The sequence below is a fragment of the Bartonella sp. AA1HLJMS genome (assembly GCF_042197445.1).
In the GTDB taxonomy this organism is placed as follows: domain Bacteria; phylum Pseudomonadota; class Alphaproteobacteria; order Rhizobiales; family Rhizobiaceae; genus Bartonella.
This window is the reverse complement of the sequence record NZ_JBHIRW010000236.1, coordinates 1-952: the sequence shown is the minus strand read 5'-3', so window position 1 is coordinate 952 and position 952 is coordinate 1. Positions and strand designations below refer to the sequence as shown.

At 33.2% G+C, this 952-nt stretch carries 1 protein-coding gene; it reads left to right on the top strand.

The genetic code is table 11. From position 1 onward, the window contains the following. Window positions 1-186 precede the first annotated feature (186 nt). Window positions 187-825, top strand: coding sequence for a hypothetical protein (locus ACFIQE_RS10860; RefSeq protein ID WP_375646243.1), 639 nt, complete (start codon window positions 187-189; stop codon window positions 823-825). Window positions 826-952 lie beyond the last annotated feature (127 nt).

Here is a 952-nt window from a genome sequence, read left to right as displayed (position 1 = left end):
TAATAAAGCTATCATTTTAGATTACGGTATAATCTTTTAAAGGCGATGTAAAAAAATCTAATTCTATTTAAGAGTGGATTTCTTAAATTTTGCAAAACAATCTAAAAAAATTATTTAAAAGTTCAAATCGTATCTTTAATTTGAATTATAAATACATTATTAGACTTTTGCATTAATCAAAGGTTTATGATGATGAAGTTTTTTATTTTACTTTGTTTGTTAATACTCACAGCTTGTGGTCCTATAACACATTTGAACGGAATTGTTGATCCAAACTACAAGGGACGATTTCAAACGAAAAAGATGGTCATAGGAGGTGTTGGCATGTCTATTTCTGAGCAAAAAGCACTTGAAGACACCTTTGAGAAATCGCTTGCTAAATACAATGTACAGATATTGAGAGGATTAGAACTTTTCCCTCTAACTCGTAATTATTCCTATAACGAGAAAGAGGAAATTATAACAAATAAAGGCGCAGATGCACTCCTAATAGTTAGCGTTGATAATCGTGCTATATCGCAGACATATATCCCGCCAACGTATCATCCGGGAACCTCTACAAGTACTATTTCGGGATTTGGAAACTTTGCTACCATAGAAACTGAGACGACACCAGGTTATGTGACCGGTGGATATAATATTAGTAAGCCCGCCATAAGTGTTAGTGTTTATCTTATTCACCATACAAAAAACAAAGAAACCATATGGCTAGCAAAAGGCTATAGCGATGGAAATGCTTTTGCATCATTTTCTAATCTCATAGTAAGCGTTGCTGAAACAACTGTTGAAAAACTAGCCAAAGAGGGGCTTATAGTCCCAAAGTAGAGTTAGGAAAATAGCAGCATAATCACGAATTTTAGCCACAAGGTCGATGTTAATAAAGCTATCATTTTAGATTACGGTATAATCTTTTAAAGGCGATGTAAAAAAATCTAATTCTATTTAAGAGTGG